Genomic DNA, 19384 nt, shown 5'->3' on the forward strand with positions numbered 1-19384 from the left:
CGCCTGGCGCCGCGCGCCTGCATCACTTCCTGTCGGAATCGTCCGACACTGAATTCGGAGCGTCGCGCCTGTCTGGCCTACCGCTTCAAACCTATCGTTGCATCACGGCAAGCGTGATCCCGCGCCTGCATACCAGATAGCAACTGGCCAAGCGGCCGCCGCGATCCGCGCCGGCATGGGCCAGCTCGTCTCTGACTCCAACAGCAAGAGGTGACCCATGCTTCGATCCAAGACCCTTCTCCTCGGCCTCGCGCTGGCCGCGACCGCCGTGCTGACAGCGTGCGGCGGCGGCGATGACGGCATCGACGACCGCATCGGCCTGAGCAAGCCCTCGATCCGCGCGATCCACGCCATTACCGGCGGCCCCAATGTCGACGTGCTGCAGAACGGCGCGCGCACCAGCTTCCTGAACAAGCCCTACAAGTTCGTTTCGACCTACTTCAACGTTGAAACGGGCAACCAGCTGATCTCGTTCAACGTGGCGGGCACGCAGACAGAACTGGGCCGCGCCAGCCTGGTCGCCGCCACCGGCCACAAGTACACCGTGGTGACGCTGCCCGGTGCGACCACGGCAGAAACGGTGACCATCGATGATCCGTACGGCAAAGGCCTGCTGTCGAATAAGGCCCGCGTGCGCTCGCTGAACGCGTCGTTCAATGCGCAGAACATCGATGTCTACATCACCCTGCCGGCCGTCGACCTGAACTCCGTGTCGCCGACCTTTGCCGCGGTGGGCTACAAGCAGGCATCGCCGGCCTCGGGCCAGGATTCGATCGACCTGGACGGCAACACCACCTATCGCCTGCGCATCACCACGGCCGGCACCAAGACTGTCATCTTTGATTCGGGCGCACTGACGCTGGCCAACAACGCCGACTGGCTGATCACCACGATCCCGGTGGATGGCATCGGCGGCCTGACGCCGAACAAGATCAAGGTGCTGGTGGCGCGTGGCGACGACGAATCGCAAGCCGGTCTGGAACTGGTGACGCAATAACCGCTGTCGCGGTTGCCTGCGGCAGGCGGGCAACGCGGGGGGCCGGTCCGGAAGGACCGGCCTCTTTTTATTTCAGGGCTCGGCGACAGGCCGCCCCGGCGGTTCGGCGGCAGGTTCAAGCTCTGCCTTCAGCACGGCCAGGTGCGAGATATACGCCTCCAGTTCCGCCCGCCCCTGCGCGGTAATGCAATACACGCGGCCACTGCCTTCGACCAGCTCCGCGGTGATGGCCCGGGCCATCATCAGGCTGCGCAGGATCGGCCGCAGGGAGCGGATGTTCTTGTCGATGCCGCGCTCGCGCAGCCGGTCCACCAGGCTGAGCACGGTCGACGGGCTGGACTGGACCAGCTTGAGCACATAGATGCGTGAGAAAAACCGGTCGAAGGTAGGCGGTTTCATGGGCGCTGTCGGCGCACCGATGGTGCGGGAATCCTGATCATCATGCGCGGCCATGACTGCTGCCGCAGTCGGGCACTCTCTGGTGGTATTGCGAGCGAACGCGCAGCGCTCAGCCCGCAAATGAAAACGGGGTGCACGAAGGCACCCCGAATGCTTGCATGGCGTACGCCGGTCGCGTCCAGGGCGCCGGCGCCATTCCGGGGCGCGCGGGCGCTATTCTTCCTGGAACGCTTCCTCGCGCTTGGCCTTGATCGACGGCAGGGCCACCACGGCCACCAGCGCGGCGGCGGCGATCAGCAGGCCGACCGACAGCGGGCGCGTCACGAACACGGTGAAATCACCGCGCGACAGCAGCAGCGTGCGGCGGAAGTTCTCTTCCATCATCGGCCCCAGCACGAAGCCCAGCAGCAGCGGCGCGGGTTCGCACTTCAGCTTCAGGAACAGATAGCCGATCACGCCAAAGCCGGCGGCCATGAACACGTCGAAGGTCTGGTTGTTGACCGAGTACACGCCGATGCCGCAGAACACCAGGATCGCCGGGTACAGGAAGCGGTACGGCACGGTCAGCAGCTTCACCCAGATGCCGATCATCGGCAGGTTCAGGATGATCAGCATCAGGTTGCCGATCCACATCGAGGCGATCAGGCCCCAGAACAGCGACGGGTTGCTGGTCATCACCTGCGGGCCCGGCTGGATGTTGTGGATGGTCATCGCCCCCACCATCAGCGCCATCACCGCGTTGGGCGGAATGCCCAGCGTCAGCAGCGGGATGAACGAGGTCTGCGCCGCGGCGTTGTTGGCCGATTCCGGACCGGCCACGCCTTCGATCGCGCCCTTGCCGAATTCATGCGCGTACTTCGACGTCTTCTTCTCGAGCGAGTACGCCGCGAACGACGCCAGTGCCGCGCCGCCGCCCGGCAGGATCCCCAGCGCCGAACCCAGCGCGGTGCCGCGCAGCACGGCCGGGATCATGCGCTTGAAGTCTTCCCGGGTCGGGAACAGGTTGGTGACCTTGTTGGTGAAGGTCTCGCGGGCTTCCTTCTGCTCCAGGTTGGCAATGATCTCGGCAAAGCCGAACATGCCCATCGCCAGCGCCACGAAGTCGATGCCGTCGGTCAGCTCCGGCACGTCGAACGAGAAACGCGCCGCGCCGGAGTTCACGTCGGTGCCGATCAGGCCCAGCAACAGGCCCAGCACGATCATCGCGATCGCCTTGGGCAGCGAGCCGGAGGCCAGCACCACGGCGCCGATCAGGCCCAGCACCATCAGCGAGAAATACTCGGCGGGGCCGAACTTGAAGGCGATTTCGGACAGCGGCGTGGCAAATGCGGCCAGGATCAGCGTGGCCACGCAGCCGGCGAAGAACGAGCCCAGGCCCGCAGTGGCCAGCGCCACCCCTGCCCGGCCGCGCCGCGCCATCTGGTAGCCGTCGATGGTGGTCACCACCGACGACGATTCGCCCGGCAGGTTCACCAGGATGGCGGTGGTCGAGCCGCCGTACTGCGCACCGTAGTAGATGCCGGCCAGCATGATCAGCGCGGCCACCGGCGGCAGCGTGTAGGTAATCGGCAGCAGCATGGCGATGGTGGCCAGCGGCCCCAGGCCCGGCAGCACGCCGATCAGCGTGCCCAGCACGCAGCCGAGGAAGGCGTAGGCGAGGTTCTGCAGCGACAGGGCCGTGGAAAAGCCCAGCGCAAGGTGATCAAACAATTCCATGTCGGGGTTCCTTAACCGGTGATGAAGGCCGGCCACACCGGCATCTGCAGGTTGATGCCGTACACGAACGCGCCCAGGCTGATCAGCACCAGCACCACCGCGTTGAGCAGCGCCCCCTTCCAGCTGAATTCATGGCTGGCCATCGACGACACCAGCACCAGCACGAACACCGACAGCACCATGCCCAGCGGCTTGAGCAGCAGGCCGAACAGCACCACCGAGCCGAGGATCCACAGCAACGTCTTCAGGTCCCAGCGCGCCAGATGGTCTTGCTCGCCTTTCGGCGTCATCGAGGTCAGCAACACCACCGCGCCCAGCACAGCGAGCACCAGGCCCAGCAGGAAGGGAAAATAACCGGGTCCCATCTTGGCGGCTGTTCCCATGGAATAGCCGCGAGCGACCCAGGAAAAGCCCAGACCGACCAGAATGAACATCAGGCCGGAGGCAAAGTCCTTTTGGCTGCGTATGCGCAAAACGATTCTCCTCAAAGTTCACGAAATGCCGTGCCGGGGGCGCACTGGCTCAAGCGCGCCACGCATGCAAGATGGCATGCTCTCCCGACGGTCGACCCGAACCTTAGAGACGTGATCTTTCAGGTGCCTTTCAGTTGTCCTGTTTTAGGGGTATTTACCAATGACCCCTTAAAACAAGGCAAATCCAGCCGCAACGCGCGACGGAATACATCACAACGTGATGTATTTAAACAGCCTTGAAATCGAGGGAAGGACGACAGGAACGTCAGACGAACAAGACGGCGCGCGCGCTTGCATCAAAGCAAGGCGCGGCCGCAAAGACACGCACCCCTGCCGCGCCGGCAGGGGTGCGCGTGCGCTGGGAGGGAGTGCCAGCGGTGACACGATGACACATCGATCTTTCGGAAGGCTTTCAATGCGGGACTTGCCCTGCAATCAACGCGCGGCTTCGGCCGTTGCGCGTGCGGTGCTGGCCGCGTCGACCACCTCGCCCGCGTCTTCGCAGGGCGTGCCCATGCTGGTATCGGGCGCCTGCCCCACGGCTTCTGCCGGGTGCGGCGCGGTCGGCAGGATCTGGCTGCGGCGCCAGTTGCCGAAGCGGTAGTAGCCGAGCGCCAGGGCCAGCGACACCACCGAGCCGAGCGGAAAGCTCCACCAGATCGCGTCGGCGCCAATGCGCGGACCCAGCGCCCACGCGAACGGCAGCCGGATCACCCACATCGACAGGAACAGGATCACCAGCGGCGCCATCACCGCGCCGGTGGCGCGCACCGTGCCGAAGATGACGATGGTGAAGCCGAACAGGATGAACGACCACAGCACCACCACGTTGATATGCTGGGCAATGCCGATGGCCACGCCGTCGCTGCCCAGGAACAGGCCCAGCGAATGGCGGTTGAACAGGTAGATCAGCGCGACCAGCGCGCCGGTCATGGCCACGTTGAACAGCAGCCCCATGCGCGTGATGCGCGACACGCGCTGCCACAGCCCGGCACCGACGTTCTGCGCCACCATCGACGACACGCTCGCGCCGACTGCCAGCGCGGGCATCTGCACATAGGTCCACAGCTGCGAGGCCACGCCGTAGGCAGCGGTGGTTTGCGAGCCATAGGTGTTGACCAGCGCCATCATCACGATGGCGGACGACGAGATCACCACCATCTGCAGCCCCATCGGCAGGCCCTTGACCACCAGCGCGCGCAGGATCGCCGGATCCGGCACCAGCAACGCCAGCTGGCCGCGATGCAGCAGCAGGAAATGCCGGCGCCGGTACAGCAGCGCCAGCATCGCCACCAGGCTCGTCAGCTGGGCGATCAGCGTGGCCAGTGCCGAGCCCGCGATGCCCATGGCTGGGATCGGCCCCACGCCGAAGATCAGTATCGGGTTGAGCACCACGTCCAGCACCACGGACAACAGCATGAACCAGAACGGCGTGCGCGAATCGCCGGCGCCGCGCAGCGTCATCATGACGAAGTTGTAGAAGTACATGAACGGCAGCGCCAGGAAGATGATGCGCAGGTAAGCCACGGCCAGCGGCGCGGCATCTTGCGGGGTGCGCATCGCGGCGAGGATGTCCGGCGTATAGAAGTAGCCGAGCGCCGACGCCAGCACCGACAGCGCGACAAAGAAGGTGGTACTGGTGCCGACCACGCGGCGGGCCTCGTCCACATCGCGCGCCCCGACGGCCTGGCCGATCATGATGGTGTTGGCCATGCTGATGCCAAACACCACGCCCAGCAGGAAGAACAGGATGATGTTGGCGTTGGAGGTGGCGGTCAGCGCGGCCTCGCCCAGGAAGCGCCCGACCCAGACCGAGTTGATCGAGGCGTTCAGCGACTGCAGGATGTTGCTGCCAAGCACCGGCAGCGAGAACAGCAGCAAGGTCCGGCCGATCGGGCCGGTGGTCAGTCTGGCATCGGGCTTCATGGGGCGTCGGAAGGCGGAAATCCGCCCAGTCTATGCCTGCCCACGCCGCCCTTCAAGCACGCCTGGCCGCGCATCGTCCCCGCTTTTTACCTGAATGAGTTATTTCCCGGCGATAGCCGGCGACCCCATACTCCGCGGGGGACTACTGCGTCCCGGGCCGGCTGCCGGACGGGGTTATCCGGGTCTTATCCGGATCGATCCGGCATGCGCACGCGCCATCCGTCGCAGTCAAAACAAGGAGGTGGGGTCATGTTTGTCGGTTTCGAGCCTGTTGCCGGCGCGCTGGTGCCGTTTGCCTATGACTGGCCGATGGTGGGCCTGTCGTTCCTGATCTCGGTATGCGGCGCCTACGTCGGCCTGCGCTGGTCGCGCCGGGTGCGCCAGCCCGACGGGCGCCTGGATGTCGACCGGCTGCTGTGCGCCAGCGTCGCTCTGGGCGGCGGCGCGGTCTGGTCGATGCATTTCATCGGCATGGTGGCCTACCAGACCCCGACCCATCGCGAGTTCGGCCTGTTCACCACGCTGGCCTCGCTGCTGGTGGTGATGGTGCTGGCGGGCGCCGGCCTGGCGCTCGCGTCGCGCCCGCGCGGCAGCCGCACCGGCAATGTGGTGCAGGGCGGCGTGCTGACCGGGCTGGGCGTGGTGGCGATGCACTACACCGGCATGGCGGCGATCCGCTCCAACACGCGCTTCGACTGGGACCTCGCCATCATCGCGCTGTCGGTGGTGATCGCCGTGGTGGTGTCGGTGGTGGCGCTGTGGCTGGCGGTCACGGTGAAGACCGGCGGCAAGCAGCTGGCGGCGGCCGTGGTGATGGGGGTGGCGGTCTGCGGCATGCACTACACCGGCATGTCGGCCGGCACCATGATCTGCACCAGCCCGGCCTACGCGCCCAGCCTGTTTGCGATCGAGGGCGACAGCATCGGCTATGCGGTATTCGGGCTGAGCCTGATCACGCTGCTGGTGATCCTGGTGGTGGAAGCCACCCGCACCGGCGCCGTGGCCGGACCCGCCGCCATGGCACGCACGCGCGATCCGGCCTGACAAGGATTTCAACGATCAGCGGACTGACGAGACAGCGCGGCCGGCTGGACGGAGCGCCGCTCCGGGCACTTTTTCTTTGGGGGCCCCCCCGCCCGGCGCGGTGCATGATCGCGGCGGGCGGGTTAAGCTTGCGGTTTCACCGCCCACCAGGAGAACACGCATGTACCAGGATCTCGCCCTCTATATCGACGGGGAATTCATCAAGGGAGGCGACCGGCGCGAACAGGAGGTCATCAATCCGGCCACCCAGGAAGTGCTGGGCCAGCTGCCGCACGCCACGCGCGCCGACCTGGATCGCGCGCTGGCCGCCGCGCAGCGCGCCTTTGAAACCTGGAAGAAGACCTCGCCGCTGGAGCGCGGCAAGATCCTGCGTCGCGTCGGCGAACTGGCGCGCGAGCGCGCCCGGGACATCGGCCGCAATATCACGCTGGACCAGGGCAAGCCGCTGGCCGAAGCGGTCGGCGAGATCATGGTCTGCGCCGAGCACGCCGACTGGCACGCCGAGGAATGCCGCCGCATCTACGGCCGCGTGATCCCGCCGCGCCAGCCCAATGTGCGCCAGCTGGTGGTGCGCGAGCCGATCGGCGTGTGCGCCGCGTTCACGCCGTGGAACTTCCCGTTCAATCAGGCGATCCGCAAGATCGTCGCCGCGGTGGGCGCGGGCTGCACGCTAATCCTGAAGGGACCCGAGGACTCGCCCAGCGCGGTGGTGGCGCTGGCGCAGCTGTTCCATGATGCCGGCCTGCCGCCGGGCGTGCTCAACATCGTCTGGGGCGTGCCCGCCGAGGTCTCGACCTACCTGATCGAATCGCCGATCGTGCGCAAGATCTCGTTCACCGGCTCGGTGCCGGTGGGCAAGCAGCTGGCGGCGCTGGCCGGCGCGCACATGAAGCGCGTGACCATGGAGCTGGGCGGCCATTCGCCGGTGCTGGTGTTTGACGATGCCGACATCGATCCGGCCGCCGAAATGCTGGCGCGCTTCAAGCTGCGCAATGCCGGCCAGGTGTGCGTGTCGCCGACGCGCTTCTACGTCCAGGAGAAGGCCTATGACCGCTTCCTGGCGCGCTTTACCGAGGTGATCGGCTCGATCAAGGTCGGCAACGGCCTGGATGACGGCACCCAGATGGGCCCGCTGGCGCACGAGCGCCGCGTGCTGTCGATGGAGCAGTTCCTCGACGATGCCAGCCAGCGCGGCGGCAAGGTCGTGGCGGGCGGCTCGCGCCTGGGCGACAAGGGCTACTTCTTCGCGCCCACGGTGGTCACCGACCTGCCCGACGACGCGCGCCTGATGACCGACGAGCCCTTCGGCCCGGTGGCCCCGGTGACGCGCTTCAAGGACACCGCCGAGGTGCTGCGCCGCGCCAACAGCCTGCCCTTCGGACTGGCTTCCTATGTGTTCACCAACTCGCTGAAGACCGCGACCGAAGTGTCCAACGGCCTGGAAGCCGGCATGGTCAACATCAACCACTTCGGCATGGCGCTGGCCGAGACCCCGTTCGGCGGCACCAAGGACTCGGGCATCGGCAGCGAAGGTGGCCAGGAGACCTTCGACGGCTACCTGGTGACCAAGTTCATCACCCAGGCCTGAGCGCCCGGGTAGGTGCAGGGCGGCGTGCCGCCGGCTCCCTCCCCGGGGCCGGCGGCGCCTCCCCGTCAGCGGAAGAAGATGCCGCGCGTCAGGAACGTATGATTCGCTTCTTCCGCCATCAGCCAGACCAGCACCAGCAGGCACATCGGCGGGATCAGGATGGCGCAGATCAGCGCCATGCGTTCCCACGCCATGTGCATGAACACCGCCACGATCAGTCCCGCCTTCATCGCCATGAACAGCAGGATCAGCGTCCAGCGCAGATACCCGGTGAAGTGGAAATAATCGACCAGGTACGACAGCGTCGACAGCACGAACAGCAGCGCCCAGATCTTCAGGTACAGCCCGATGGGGTGCTGCTGGCCGTGGTGCGCGGCAGGCCCGGCGTCCGGGCCGGGGCCGTGCGACATGCCCTGCGGCGTACCGTGCGCGGGCGTGGCAGGGGTTGCGGGAGATGCCGGATTCGATGCCATGGCCGCCCTCACCAGAGATAGAACAGCGCAAAGATGAAGACCCACACCAGGTCGACGAAGTGCCAGTACAGCCCGGCGATCTCGACGATCTGGTAGTTGCCGGTCGCCTCGTAGCGTCCGCGCAGCACGCGCGTGGCCACGATCACCAGGTAGACCACGCCGCACGACACGTGCAGGCCGTGGAAGCCGGTGATCATGAAGAAGGTCGAGCCGAACTGCGCCGCGCCCATCGGGTTGCCCCACGGACGCACGCCCTCGTCGACGATCAGCTTGGTCCATTCAAACGCCTGCATGCCGACGAACAGCACGCCGAACAGCGCGGTGACCAGCATCAGCGTCGCGCATTCGCGGCGCGCGCGGCGGTAGGCAAAGTTGACCGCTATCGCCATGGTGCCGCTGCTGGTGATCAGCACGAAGGTCATGATGGCGATCAGCAGCAGCGGGATGTCGGCGCCCCCCACATGCAGCGCGAACACCTCGCTCGGGTTCGGCCACGGCACCGTGGTCGACATGCGCACGGTCATGTAGCCGGTCAGGAAGCAGCTGAAGACGAAGGTGTCGGATAGCAGGAAGATCCACATCATCGCCTTGCCCCACGACACCTTGAAGGCCTGCTGGTCCGACGACCAGTCGGCCAGCAGGCCGCGCACGCCGCCCACCGGGGGCGCGGGCGCCACCGCCGGGTTGGCCGATGGTGAAGACAGTTGCGTGGACATGCCGGTCCTCCTCCTTGCCGCCGCCGCTAGGCCGTGCCGCAGATGTAACGCACCAGCTCGGGCGTGAGCCACCCCAGCGCCGCCAGCAGCACCACCCATACCGCCAGGAGGAAATGCCAGTAGCGCGCGCACAGCTGCATGCGCAGCACCGCGGTGGCGCCGCTGCCGCGTGCCGACATGGCAACGCCCCAGCCGGCCAGCCCGCCCAGTACGTGCAGGCCATGCATCGCCGTGAGCAGGTAGAAGAAGCTGCCGGCCGGGTTGCCAGCCGGCATCACCTGCATCGCGCCCAGCGCCTGCCAGGCCCACAGCTGCGAGGCGACGAAGCCGGCCGCGCCCAGGCCGCCGAGGCGCAGCGCGCGCCGGGCCATGGCCATCTCGCCACGCCGCGCGGCGTGCGACGCCACCGCCATCGACACGCTGCCCGCGGCCAGCAGCGCGGTCGACAACCACACCTGCCACGGCAGCCCGATGCGGTGCCAGTCCGGGCTGTCCATGCGCAGCGCATAGGCCGTCAGGAACAGCGCGAACAGCGAACTCACCACGCCCATGAACACCCACAGCCCCAGGCTTGCGGGCGCGCGCCCGCGCGGCCGGTGGTTGGCGGCATTCTCGCCGGACGGATTGCCGCCGAAATCATCGCGGCTGACCTTGTACAGCGCCTCGGCATTCATGCGACGGCTCCTCGGCTTTCATGCGGTTCAGGCTCGGACCCGTCCGTCCCGCCGGCCTCGGGCGGCGCGTTCTGCGCGATAAAGTCTTCGGGCGCGCCCGGCACGCTGTAGGCATAGGCCCAGCGGTACACCACCGGCAGGTGCGGGCCCCAGTTGCCGTGCGCCGGCGGCGTCTGCGGCGTCTGCCATTCCAGCGACGCGGCGCGCCACGGATTGGCGTCGGCCTTGCGTCCGTGTCGCAGGCTCCAGACCAGGTTGAAGACAAAGAGCAGCTGCGCCGTGGCGACGATGAAGGCCGCCAACGAGATATACATGTTCATCACATGCGCCGACTCCGGGATAAAGGCGTAGTTCTCGTAGGCGTAGTAGCGCCGCGGCATGCCCAGCACGCCCAGGTAGTGCATCGGGAAGAAGATTGCATAGGTGCCGACGAAGGTCACCCAGAAATGGATGCGCCCCATGGTGTCGTCCAGCATCCTGCCGGTGACCTTCGGGTACCAGTGGTAGAGGCCGCCGAACACCACCAGGATCGGCGACACGCCCATCACCATGTGGAAGTGCGCGACCACGAAGTAGGTGTTCGACAGCGGGATGTCGACGCTGACATTGCCCAGGAACAGCCCGGTCAGCCCGCCGATGACGAAGGTGCTGATGAAGGCGATGGCGAACAGCATCGGCACGGTGAAATGGATATCGCCGCGCCACAGCGTGATGACCCAGTTGTAGACCTTGATCGCGGTCGGGATCGCGATGATCAGCGTGGTGGTGGCGAAGAAGAAGCCGAAGTACGGGTTCATGCCGCTGACGAACATGTGGTGCGCCCATACCACCACCGACAGCACGCCTATCGCCAGGATCGCCCAGACCATGGTGCGGTAGCCGAAGATGCTCTTGCGCGAATGCACGCTGACCAGGTCAGAGACGATGCCGAAGGCCGGCAACGCGACGATGTACACCTCGGGGTGGCCGAAGAACCAGAACAGATGCTGGAACAGCAGCGGGCTGCCGCCCTTGTACTGCAGCTGCTGCCCCATCGACACCATCGCCGGCATGAAGAAGCTGGTGCCGAGCGTCTTGTCCAGCAGCATCATCACCGCCGACACGAACAGCGCCGGGAACGCCAGCAGCGCCAGGATGGTGGCCATGAAGATGCCCCACACCGACAGCGGCATGCGCAGCAGCGTCATGCCCTCGGTGCGCGCCTGCAGCACGGTGGTGACGTAGTTGAGGCCGCCCATGGTGGCGGCGACGATAAAGATCGCCAGCGACACCAGCATCAGGATGATGCCCCAGTCATGGCCCGGGGTGCCGGGCAGGATGGCCTGCGGCGGATACAGCGTCCAGCCCGCGCCGGTGGGCCCGCCCGGCACGAAGAAGCTGGTCAGCAGCACGATCACCGACAGCAGGTAGACCCAGAAGCTGAGCATGTTGAGGAACGGGAACACCATGTCGCGCGCGCCGACCATCAACGGGATCAGGTAGTTGCCAAACCCGCCCAGGAACAGCGCGGTCAGCAGGTAGATCACCATGATCATGCCGTGCATGGTGACGAACTGGTAGTAGCGGTTGGCGTCGATAAACTCGAACCGGCCCGGGAAGCCGAGCTGCATCCGCATCAGGTTGGACAGCGCCACGCCCACCAGGCCCACCACGATCGCCACGATGGTGTATTGCACGGCGATGACCTTGTGGTCCTGGCTCCAGACATAGCGGGTCCAGAAGCTCTGCGGCGCGTGATGGGCAGCATCGTCGGCGTAAGCCATGCAGGTCTCCTCACTTGCGCGGCGGCGCGGGCGCCGCCGACGGCGGCACGGCGACGGCCGTCGATGTCGTATAGGTGCCGGACGCGGCCCCGGGCGTAGCCGCGGGCGCGGCCGAGCGCGCCGCTGCCGTGGTGGCGGCACTGGTCGCGGCGGCGGGGCCGGCGGGCACATCGGCAGGGGCGACCGGCGCCACCGTGCCCGCCTCCGCCGCGCCGCTGCCGGCCGACTTGATATAGGCGGTCAGCGCGGCGATCTCATCGTCGCTCAGCGGCAGTTTCGGCATCACCGGGCCAAATCCCTTGACCAGGCGTGCCTGCGGCTCGGCGATCTCCTTGTGCAGGAAGGCATCGTCTACCTTGGCGCTGCTGCCGTCGGCAAAGGTCTCGGTCTTGCCGTACAGGTCCTTCCAGGTCGGGCCCACGCCGGGGTTGCCGTCGATGCTGTGGCAACCCACGCAGCCCTTGCTCTGCGCCAGCGCGCGGCCCTTCTCGATGGTGCCGGCAGCGCCCGCCGCGCCGGGCGCGGCGGCGGCCATGGCCGCGGGTGGCGCCGCGGCTTTCGCCAGCGTCATGGCAAAGGTCTGCTGCTTCGCCAGCCACGCCTCGTAGGCGGCCGGCTCTTCCACCACCACCGTGCCGCGCATGTTGTAGTGGCCCACGCCGCACAGCTGCGCACACAGGATGTCGAAGCGTCCCGCCTGCGTGGGCGTGAACCAGAACGACGTCACCATGCCCGGCACCATGTTCATGCGCGCGCGGAACGGCGGCACGTAGAAGTCATGCAGCACGTCCTTGGAGCGCAGCAGCACCTTGATCGGCTTGTTCAGCGGCAGGTGCACTTCGGGGCCGACGATGACGATGTTGTCGAGCCCGCGCGGGTCGTCCGGGTCCAGCCCGAGCGGATTCGCGCCGGTGACGAAGCGCGCGTCGGAAGCGCCCAGCTGCCCGCTCTTGCCGGGAAAGCGGAAGGCCCACGACCATTGCTGTCCGACCACTTCCATCACCATCGCCTCGCGCGGCGCGCGCACGTAATCGGCGTAGACGAACAGGCCCGGCGCCAGCAGCAGGATCACGCCCAGCGTGGTGCCACCGATCAGCCACAGTTCCAGCCTGCTGTTCTCGGGGTGATAGGACGCGCGGTGACCGGTGCCGCCGCCGGGATGCGGCGCGTCATGGCGGAAGCGCCAGACGATGTAGCCGACGAACAGGTTGATGCCGATGAAGAAGATGCCGGTGATGATGAGGGTAATGGTCAGCGTGTCGTCCATCTGTTTCCAGTTGGACGCCAGCGGCGTCGCCCACCACGGGCTCAGGAAATGGAAGAGCACCGAAGCGGCAACCATGACGACGAGTGCGATGGCCATCGCCATATCCACCCTCCTCCTCGCACGCGGCGAGGGATGCGCAAGTCACGCAGGTAGAGATAAGACTAGTGCATGCCGTCAGGTCACTGCAAGGCGACACGCCGGCACATCGGTGTCGCGCTGCACAAGCGCGCGGCGCAAGGAAAAAAGCGGCGGCGGGAACCCCTGGTCCCCGCCGCCGCAGCGCCATGTGCCGGTCCGTGTGCGGGCCAGCGCCGGGTCAGTGCGACACGTCCTTGCTCTCCAGCTTCCAGTAGGATGCCGCCGCCGCGATGCCGAAGATCAGGTGGCCGACGAAGGTATGCCAGCCGCGCACCTCGACGAACCACGGGAACGCTCGCGTCATCACATAGAAGTTGAAGACATAGACCACCACCCCGAATACCGCGCCAGCCAGCATGGCCATGCCCAAGCTGGAATCGAGCGTAAACGGCGCCAGGATCGCAGCCAGGATCATGCCCAGCACGGCACCCAGCACGAAGTGGATCACCAGTGCCGCGGCCACGGTGCCGACGCTGAACAGCGAGGTCTGCAGCACCTCGGGCCCCATCACGATCGCGGCGATCATGCGCGTGACCACCCACGGGTTCACGCCAGACACCATCGATGACCAGAACAGTTCCAGCACCAGCAGCAACGCGCCCGCCGCCAGCCCCGACACCGCTGCCGCGGTCCAGTCCGGCAGTCGCCGCACGTAGTGGTGCGATTGCATGTGAAGTTCCATAGCCCACCTCCGTCTCTCGTCGGCGGGGCATCGCACGAAAGGGGAAACACGCCCCGCGTCTCTGCTCAGCATAGGACACGTGTTTCCCGCTTCGAAGGCGGCCAGCCGAAAAAAGGCTCGGAATGCGTACGTGGCGCAACGATCGTCGATTCGCAAGTGCGGCCCCCGATACCTGGAGGGCCAGCCGCAAGCGGCGCATCGGGGACAATCCCGATGCGCGTACCGTGCATCCGGCACACACTGCCTATACTGGAACCACAAAAGAGAGACAGGAGACCGCCATGCACTTCACCGCGCATGATCTTGTATTCCTGATTCCGATGGCGCTGGTAGGCGTGATCGCCATGGGCTCGATCCCGGTGACCGCCAGGTTCCTGCGCATCAGTTGCCGCACCATGGGCGCGCTGATCGGCGCACTGGTCGCGGTGCTGGTGCTGGAGGCATTACCGCTGCTGATCTGACTCCGCCGGGGTCTGCTGCACGCGCAGTGAGAGGAGGGGCCGCCATGTCGATCGGCCTGCTTGCCGCCCTCATGGCGGCGCTGCTGTGCGTTACCGTGTTGCGCGCCTTATGGCGTTGCAGCCATCCCTACCGGATGCGCTACCGGCGTTGCGCGGCACAGCGCCAGCGCGCGGGGCTGTGCCGACACGCGCTGCACAAGCACGGCGGGCACCACCACTGAAGCCGTGCCCTGGCGATGCTTCACGCCGCTTCACACCGGCGCGCGCTTCCTCAAGCTGGCCGCGCTGCTGGCCATGGCTTCTCCCTATCCGATGTTCCTGCTGGTGCAGACCCGCGAGGCCCCGGCCATCGTGCTTGGCATCGCGCTGGCGGTGGTGTGCATGGCCGCCTTCTATGCGGTGATCGCGGGTTTTGTCAGCGGTGTCTTCGAGACCCGCGTGCGCTACGAGCGCTTCGCGCCAGACGTGCTGGTGCTGGCACTTGGCTTCGACATCTATCGCGAAGACCCGCAGTCGCTGGTGGAGGTATCGACCGACGGCTTTGGCCGCCTGGGCCGCTGCGTTGTGGCGATGGGCCTGCCAACGCTGGTCGTGCAGGAAGGCGGGTATCACCTTGACGCGCTTGCCGCCAATGGCCGCGCCTTCTTCAACGGCATGGACGCCGGCCTTGCCGGCTAGCCTGGTGCCGGGCCTTGGGTGGGCCGCGGCCAAGGCCATAACTGGAAGTGCCTGCGGCGTTACAACTCGATCATGGCGAATTCTCCCTTGCCGACGTCGCATTCCGGGCAACGCCAGTCATCGGGGATGTCCTCCCAGCGCGTGCCGGGGGCAATGCCGTCTTCCGGCCAGCCCTGCTCTTCGTCATAGACCCAGCCGCAGATCACGCATACCCAGGTCTTGAAGGCGACGGTCGCTTCGATTTGGTCCTGCTGCAAAACTCACTCCTGATTCGGCGATGGAACGGATTGTTCGGGCCGAATCATACCGGTTTTCGGCGCAGGGCCTGCGGCGGCGCCGCGCGGTGCGGCGCCGCCACCCGGACTAGCCGCGGATGGAAAAGTCCACGCGGTTGGGCGTGCCCTTGTCCTTGATGCCCTCGGCGCTGAGCCTTGGCGCGGTCAGGAACAGCCGGCTTTCGGGCACCTTGCCATCGCGCTCGAGCGACTGCTTGACCGCCAGCGCGCGCTGTTCGGCAAGGCGCTTCAGGTCGGCCTCGGTAACGGTGGCGTTGGCCATCAGCAGCTTCTCCATCTCCTCCGGCGGCAAGCTCTTGGCAAAGCCGACGAAGTTGCGCGGCTTCTTCATCGAGGTGCGCTGGTAGACCTGCTCCAGGTACTTGGGGTACTCGGCCTTGCTGACCTTGACCTCGGCGCCCTGCGCGCCGGCTTCGGCTTCGCCGGCGTCGGCACCCGCCTGCGCGTTGTCGCGCAGGTCGCGGCGCTTCTGCTCCGCCACGCGCGCATCGAGCCACGCGCGGCGCGCGCCGGCTTCATCGGTGGCGGGATCGATACGGCCGCTGATCTCCAGCCGCAGCGAGGGCCGGTCATTGAGCGCCTGGCCCAGCTTGGCGATCTTGTCCTTCGCCGCCGGGGTCAGCGTGGCGGTGCCGGGCGCGAACTCGACATAGCCCAGTTCCTCGCCGCTGCCGCCGAAGGCCGAGGCAATCAGCGAGAACGGCGACGTGATTGCCTTGGTCAGCAGGTTGACGATCACACGCACGATCACGCCGCCGATGCTGAACTCCGGGTCCGACAGCGAGCCCGACACCGGCAGGTTCACGTCGATCACGCCGTTGCGGTCCTTGAGCAGCGACACCGCCAGCAGCACCGGCAGCTTGGTCGCGTCGGGGCTGTCGACACGTTCGCCAAAGGTCAGCTGGTCGAGGAACAGGTGGTTGCGCGCATCGAGCTTGCCGTTCTCGATCTTGTAGGCTACGTCGACGGTCAGCTTGCCCTTGGTGATGGGATAGCCGGCGTACTTGGCGGCATAGGGGGTGAGCCGCGTCAGTTCGACGCCGGAGGCCTTGGCGGCAATATCGAGGAACAGCTGCTCGCCCAGCGGATTGAGCTTGCCGCTGATATTGACCGGCGCGTCGTCGTCGATGCGGCCGTCCAGCACCAGGTCGGCCGGCGTGGGATCGCCCGACGACACCCTGGACACCGAGCCCTTCATGCCGGTCAGGTTGGCGGTGTAGTTGGGCTTGACGAAGAAGTCCGAGAAATTGATGTTGCCCTTGTCGACCGAGACCCCGCCGATGCGGATTTGCGGCTTGGGCCCGCCGGGCTTCTGCTCGACCTGGGCCGTGCGGGTATCGCCGGCCTGCACCGGCGGCGCGGCCGGCGCCGAGGCCGGGTTGGCCTGGGTCAGGCTGGTCGATGGTGCGGCCTCGCCCTTCTCCGCGCCGCCGGACATCACATCCTGCAGGTTCAGGCGGCCGTTGGCGTTCAGGATCACGCGGGCGTAGAAGTCGGACAGCGCGACATTGCCCAGGCTCACGCGCATCGGGCCCTTGCTGTCGTCCATCGCAAAGTCGATGCCCGATACCGCCAGCGAGCGCCAGCGCAGGAAGTCGTCGCCGCTGACGCGGTCCACCGTGCGCACATTGCCGGTCTGCACATTGCCGTTGAAATGCGTGGACAGCGGCTTGCCGGTGGGCGCATCGACATCGAGCCGGCCCTTGACCGTGAGCGTACCGCTGCGCAGCGCGGCGTTGAAGCGGTCGGCCAGGTAAGGCTGCAACGGGCTCACGTCGACCTGGCGCAAGTCCAGCTGCAGGCGGCTGGCCGGGACGGCCGGCAACACCGTGCCATCGATGCCGATCACGCCGCGGCGGCCGGACTCCGCATGCAGTTTGAGCGGCACCGCTGCCGGCGTCAGCGGCCAGGCCACGGCGCCGGTGGTCAGGCCGATATTGCGGAACTGGTGGATCACCGGGCGGCCACGGTTGGCCTGGGCCGGCTGGTAGTCCGCGAGACGGGCGCTGCCGCCTTCCACCACGACCTTGCCGATATTGGCCTTCCAGGCGCCGCCCGCGCCCGCGCCAGCGCCATTGGCGCTGGCCGGCGCCGCGCGCCGCGGCGTGGCGCGCGCCTGCTGCGCGGATTCGCCCGCCCACAGCCGCGCCATCTCGCTCAGCTCGCCGCGATGGTCGCGCGTGGCCGCGATCTGCGGCTGTGCCAGCGTGACCTGGCGGGTGGCAAAGGTCTGTCTGGCGAGGTCGAACTCGATATCTTCCAGCACCAGCTTCTGCGCCTGCAGCAGCGGCAGTGCGGCACCGTCGCGGTCGCCGGCGCGGTCGCGCGCACGGCGGCCGGCGCCCTGCGCCCGGTCCGCGGCCGGCGCATTGGCTTCAGTGCCGGGCGGCGCGGCGGCGGCCGGCATCACCACCGGCTCGCGCGTGGCCAGGTACAGCGGCGCCAACTCCAGCCGCGATTTTTCCAGTACGAACTGGAACTGCGGCGCGCCCCATGCCATGCGGTAATGCAGTTCCGCATTGACCGCGGTGGTGCCGAACTGGCTGCGCAACTCGCGCGGCCACCAGGCGGCAAACCCTTGCGGCCGCAAGCCGGTGGTTTCGAGCGTGCCGGCCATCGAGCCGTCGCGCAGCAGCAGGTCGCCGGTGTGGTGCAGGGTCTGGCCATCGGCCACGGTCAGCGTAGCCTCGACGCGCACGGGCTTGTCGCCGTCGGTGCCGGCCAAGCCCTTGACCTCGGCATCGAGCGGCCCGAGCGCGAGCTTGCCCGGGCCCGATGGCGCCAGCGCGTCTGCGAATCCCAGCCGGGCCTGCCGGACCACGATGCGGTCGACGGCATAGCGCCACGGCATTTCCTTGGCCGCCGCCGTCGCGGGGTTAGCCGGCGCCGCCGAAGCTGCCGCGGGGGCCGAGGCCGGCGTGGGCGCCGGCGCCACCCCATCGGTGGATCGGCTCGCCGCCTGCGGCAGGAATGCCGTGGCCAGGTTTAGCGAGCCGTCGGCGCGCCGCGCCGCCTCCACCGCCAGCCCTTCGATCTCGACGCTGCGCAGCTGCGCGCGGTGTGCCAGCGGCTCCAGCCTGGCGATATCGACCGCCAGCTTGCCGCTGCGTACCAGCGGCTGCCCGGCACGCGTGCGCACCTCGGCATCGCGCAGCGCGGCGGTGCCCATCACCACCATCTCCTGCGTGTCCTGCTGCTGGCGGAACGCCACCCTCAGGCGCGTATCAAGCTTGCCGGACTTGACCTCGGCATCGCGCAGCGTCGGCGCGAACGCCATCAGCCGCGCCACTTCGAGCCCGTCCAGGTTGACGTTGAGCCGGGTCTGGCGCGAATCGGCAAAGGGCAGCACCTCGCCGTCCAGCGCCAGCGGCGTGCCGTTGACCTGCGCGCTCAGGGTGGGCCGGGTCACGATCTCGACGTCGTGCGGCAGGTTGGAGAGGAACGGCAGCGTCAGCGTCAGGTTGTCGACGCGCAGCGTGGTGTCGAGGAGCTTGTCGTCATAGCGCAGGCTGCTGCCGGTCACGGCGATGTTGTTCACCGAGAAGCGTGCCGGCTCGGCATCGGCCGGTTTGGGCGGCAGCGCCGCAAACTTTTCCTGCACATCGGCAAAGCTCATGCGGCCGTCGGCGCCGCGCACCACGTGCACCGCCAGGCGGTCGACATGCAGGTTGTCCACCACCGGCGCCAGGTGCCAGATGGAGGCCAGCGAGGTATCGGCCTGCGCCTCGCCCAGCGTCAGCGCCGGCGTCTTGCCGTCACGCTCGTAGATGGTCAGGTCGGTCAGCGTGGCCGCCAGTTCGAACGGCCGCACATGCGCCTGCCCCAGCGTGACCTTGCGCCCAAGTGCCTCGGTCGCGTGCTTTTCAACCAGGTATTGGATCAGCGGCGGGCCGCCGAAATACCCCGCCAGCCCGAACACCGCCAGCGCCGCCGCCACGCCGCCCGCGATACGCATGGCCAGCCGGCCGCGCGGCGTGGCAGCCACGGTGGCTGCAGCCTGGATGGATTGCTTGAATGCCATGATGTTCCAGAAGATCTGACCCCGCGCTCCGGCGCTGCACGCTTCTTTGTGCCCCGGATTTCACATTTTTCG

Annotated in this window: 17 protein-coding genes and 1 pseudogene; 6 read left to right on the top strand and 12 right to left on the bottom strand. The window is 67.3% G+C overall.

Annotated elements, in window-relative coordinates:
* Positions 1-217 precede the first annotated feature (217 nt).
* Positions 218-997, top strand: coding sequence for a DUF4397 domain-containing protein (locus E5S69_RS13575; RefSeq protein ID WP_171515173.1), 780 nt, complete (start codon positions 218-220; stop codon positions 995-997).
* Positions 998-1069: 72 nt separating this feature from the next.
* Here E5S69_RS13575 and E5S69_RS13580 read toward each other — a convergent pair whose 3' ends face one another.
* The 4 genes from E5S69_RS13580 to E5S69_RS13595 form a co-directional block, all read right to left on the bottom strand.
* A complete protein-coding gene (locus tag E5S69_RS13580; RefSeq protein WP_171515174.1) occupies positions 1070-1396 on the bottom strand; it encodes a helix-turn-helix transcriptional regulator in 327 nt (108 codons plus the stop codon).
* Positions 1397-1609: 213 nt separating this feature from the next.
* Positions 1610-3112: a tripartite tricarboxylate transporter permease gene (locus E5S69_RS13585; protein ID WP_171515175.1), complete on the bottom strand. Its 1503-nt coding sequence runs from the start codon at positions 3110-3112 to the stop codon at positions 1610-1612.
* Positions 3113-3123: 11 nt separating this feature from the next.
* The gene (locus E5S69_RS13590) at positions 3124-3585 is read right to left on the bottom strand and encodes a tripartite tricarboxylate transporter TctB family protein (protein ID WP_171515176.1); all 462 of its coding nucleotides are present in this window, start codon (positions 3583-3585) and stop codon (positions 3124-3126) included.
* Positions 3586-4020: 435 nt separating this feature from the next.
* Positions 4021-5511: an MATE family efflux transporter gene (locus E5S69_RS13595; RefSeq protein ID WP_171515177.1), complete on the bottom strand. Its 1491-nt coding sequence runs from the start codon at positions 5509-5511 to the stop codon at positions 4021-4023.
* 249 nt (positions 5512-5760) lie between these two features.
* Between E5S69_RS13595 and E5S69_RS13600 the strand changes: the two genes are divergently transcribed.
* Positions 5761-6555, top strand: coding sequence for an MHYT domain-containing protein (locus E5S69_RS13600; RefSeq protein WP_171515178.1), 795 nt, complete (start codon positions 5761-5763; stop codon positions 6553-6555).
* 160 nt (positions 6556-6715) lie between these two features.
* Positions 6716-8143 carry an NAD-dependent succinate-semialdehyde dehydrogenase gene (locus E5S69_RS13605; protein ID WP_171515179.1) on the top strand — a complete coding sequence of 476 codons (1428 nt, stop codon included), beginning with the start codon at positions 6716-6718 and terminating at the stop codon, positions 8141-8143.
* Positions 8144-8208: 65 nt separating this feature from the next.
* Here the strand turns inward: E5S69_RS13605 and E5S69_RS13610 are convergent, their stop codons facing one another.
* The 6 genes from E5S69_RS13610 to E5S69_RS13635 form a co-directional block, all read right to left on the bottom strand.
* Entirely contained in the window at positions 8209-8616 is a 408-nt protein-coding gene (locus E5S69_RS13610) for a cytochrome C oxidase subunit IV family protein (protein ID WP_171515180.1), read from the bottom strand.
* An 8-nt stretch (positions 8617-8624) separates the two neighbouring features.
* The gene (locus tag E5S69_RS13615) at positions 8625-9332 is read right to left on the bottom strand and encodes a heme-copper oxidase subunit III family protein (RefSeq protein WP_171515181.1); all 708 of its coding nucleotides are present in this window, start codon (positions 9330-9332) and stop codon (positions 8625-8627) included.
* 26 nt (positions 9333-9358) lie between these two features.
* Entirely contained in the window at positions 9359-10006 is a 648-nt protein-coding gene (locus E5S69_RS13620; protein ID WP_171515182.1) for a cytochrome c oxidase subunit 3, read from the bottom strand.
* The gene (gene ctaD, locus E5S69_RS13625) at positions 10003-11769 is read right to left on the bottom strand and encodes a cytochrome c oxidase subunit I (RefSeq protein WP_171515183.1); all 1767 of its coding nucleotides are present in this window, start codon (positions 11767-11769) and stop codon (positions 10003-10005) included. Before ctaD ends, E5S69_RS13620 begins: the two co-directional genes overlap by 4 nt.
* Before the next feature lie 10 nt (positions 11770-11779).
* Entirely contained in the window at positions 11780-13138 is a 1359-nt protein-coding gene (locus tag E5S69_RS13630) for a cytochrome c oxidase subunit II (RefSeq protein ID WP_171515184.1), read from the bottom strand.
* A gap of 214 nt (positions 13139-13352) precedes the next feature.
* Complete coding sequence (locus tag E5S69_RS13635) at positions 13353-13856, bottom strand: hypothetical protein (RefSeq protein ID WP_171515185.1); 504 nt, start codon at positions 13854-13856, stop codon at positions 13353-13355.
* Positions 13857-14137: 281 nt separating this feature from the next.
* On the opposite strand from E5S69_RS13635, the gene E5S69_RS13640 reads away from it, so the two are divergent.
* From E5S69_RS13640 to E5S69_RS32945, 3 genes and pseudogenes are all read left to right on the top strand, one after another.
* Positions 14138-14317 (top strand): hypothetical protein, encoded by a 180-nt coding sequence (locus E5S69_RS13640; RefSeq protein ID WP_012356585.1) that lies wholly within the window; start codon positions 14138-14140, stop codon positions 14315-14317.
* Between the two features lie 44 nt (positions 14318-14361).
* Positions 14362-14538 (top strand): hypothetical protein, encoded by a 177-nt coding sequence (locus E5S69_RS13645; protein WP_171515186.1) that lies wholly within the window; start codon positions 14362-14364, stop codon positions 14536-14538.
* 37 nt (positions 14539-14575) lie between these two features.
* Positions 14576-14995, top strand: a pseudogene (locus tag E5S69_RS32945) (hypothetical protein); the annotation flags it as partial.
* A gap of 59 nt (positions 14996-15054) precedes the next feature.
* Here the strand turns inward: E5S69_RS32945 and E5S69_RS13655 are convergent.
* On the bottom strand, positions 15055-15252 hold the full coding sequence (locus E5S69_RS13655; RefSeq protein ID WP_171515187.1) for a rubredoxin: 198 nt from the start codon (positions 15250-15252) through the stop codon (positions 15055-15057).
* 106 nt (positions 15253-15358) lie between these two features.
* Complete coding sequence (locus E5S69_RS13660; protein WP_171515188.1) at positions 15359-19312, bottom strand: DUF748 domain-containing protein; 3954 nt, start codon at positions 19310-19312, stop codon at positions 15359-15361.
* Positions 19313-19384 lie beyond the last annotated feature (72 nt).

This window comes from Cupriavidus necator (assembly GCF_013141915.1).
In the GTDB taxonomy this organism is placed as follows: domain Bacteria; phylum Pseudomonadota; class Gammaproteobacteria; order Burkholderiales; family Burkholderiaceae; genus Cupriavidus; species Cupriavidus necator_B.

Coding starts and splice junctions, on each gene's coding strand:
- E5S69_RS13635 (WP_171515185.1), bottom strand. CDS start 13,856: ATGGAACTTCACATGCAATCGCACCACTACGTGCGGCGACTGCCGGAC.
- E5S69_RS13595 (WP_171515177.1), bottom strand. CDS start 5,511: ATGAAGCCCGATGCCAGACTGACCACCGGCCCGATCGGCCGGACCTTG.
- E5S69_RS13585 (WP_171515175.1), bottom strand. CDS start 3,112: ATGGAATTGTTTGATCACCTTGCGCTGGGCTTTTCCACGGCCCTGTCG.
- E5S69_RS13620 (WP_171515182.1), bottom strand. CDS start 10,006: ATGAATGCCGAGGCGCTGTACAAGGTCAGCCGCGATGATTTCGGCGGC.
- E5S69_RS13575 (WP_171515173.1), top strand. CDS start 218: ATGCTTCGATCCAAGACCCTTCTCCTCGGCCTCGCGCTGGCCGCGACC.
- E5S69_RS13645 (WP_171515186.1), top strand. CDS start 14,362: ATGTCGATCGGCCTGCTTGCCGCCCTCATGGCGGCGCTGCTGTGCGTT.
- E5S69_RS13615 (WP_171515181.1), bottom strand. CDS start 9,332: ATGTCCACGCAACTGTCTTCACCATCGGCCAACCCGGCGGTGGCGCCC.
- E5S69_RS13605 (WP_171515179.1), top strand. CDS start 6,716: ATGTACCAGGATCTCGCCCTCTATATCGACGGGGAATTCATCAAGGGA.
- ctaD (WP_171515183.1), bottom strand. CDS start 11,769: ATGGCTTACGCCGACGATGCTGCCCATCACGCGCCGCAGAGCTTCTGG.
- E5S69_RS13600 (WP_171515178.1), top strand. CDS start 5,761: ATGTTTGTCGGTTTCGAGCCTGTTGCCGGCGCGCTGGTGCCGTTTGCC.
- E5S69_RS13610 (WP_171515180.1), bottom strand. CDS start 8,616: ATGGCATCGAATCCGGCATCTCCCGCAACCCCTGCCACGCCCGCGCAC.
- E5S69_RS13640 (WP_012356585.1), top strand. CDS start 14,138: ATGCACTTCACCGCGCATGATCTTGTATTCCTGATTCCGATGGCGCTG.
- E5S69_RS13660 (WP_171515188.1), bottom strand. CDS start 19,312: ATGGCATTCAAGCAATCCATCCAGGCTGCAGCCACCGTGGCTGCCACG.
- E5S69_RS13580 (WP_171515174.1), bottom strand. CDS start 1,396: ATGAAACCGCCTACCTTCGACCGGTTTTTCTCACGCATCTATGTGCTC.
- E5S69_RS13630 (WP_171515184.1), bottom strand. CDS start 13,138: ATGGCGATGGCCATCGCACTCGTCGTCATGGTTGCCGCTTCGGTGCTC.